Origin of the sequence: Bacillus sp. SIMBA_074 (assembly GCF_046534555.1) — a bacterium.
Lineage (GTDB): Bacteria > Bacillota > Bacilli > Bacillales > Bacillaceae_G > Bacillus_A > Bacillus_A mycoides.
In genome coordinates, this window is the sequence record NZ_JAWRYM010001392.1 from 1 (window position 1) to 228 (window position 228).

At 56.6% G+C, this 228-nt stretch carries 1 protein-coding gene; it reads left to right on the forward strand.

What is annotated here, in order from left to right:
* Positions 1–228, forward strand: a 228-nt coding sequence (locus SB773_RS35275) for a hypothetical protein (protein WP_410595266.1), incomplete at both ends; no start/stop codon positions are given.

The following is a 228-nucleotide window of genomic DNA, read 5'->3' on the forward strand; positions in this document are numbered from 1 at the left end:
CACTACGTTCAGGGCATCAAGAACCAGCCCTTGTCTGCCTCCATTAAGGACGCGCTGTTCCAGGGCCAGCCTCCGAAGAGCCGGGCTTACTTTGAACAGCTATGGTCAAAACACGTCACGCCGACCGAACAAGACCGGCTTCTCGTCGGCTTGCTGGATAGGCGCCGGTTTCTGGAATTTCTCCGGTTATTCATCCTGTTCGACCGCAAAGTAGGCAAGATCGCGGCC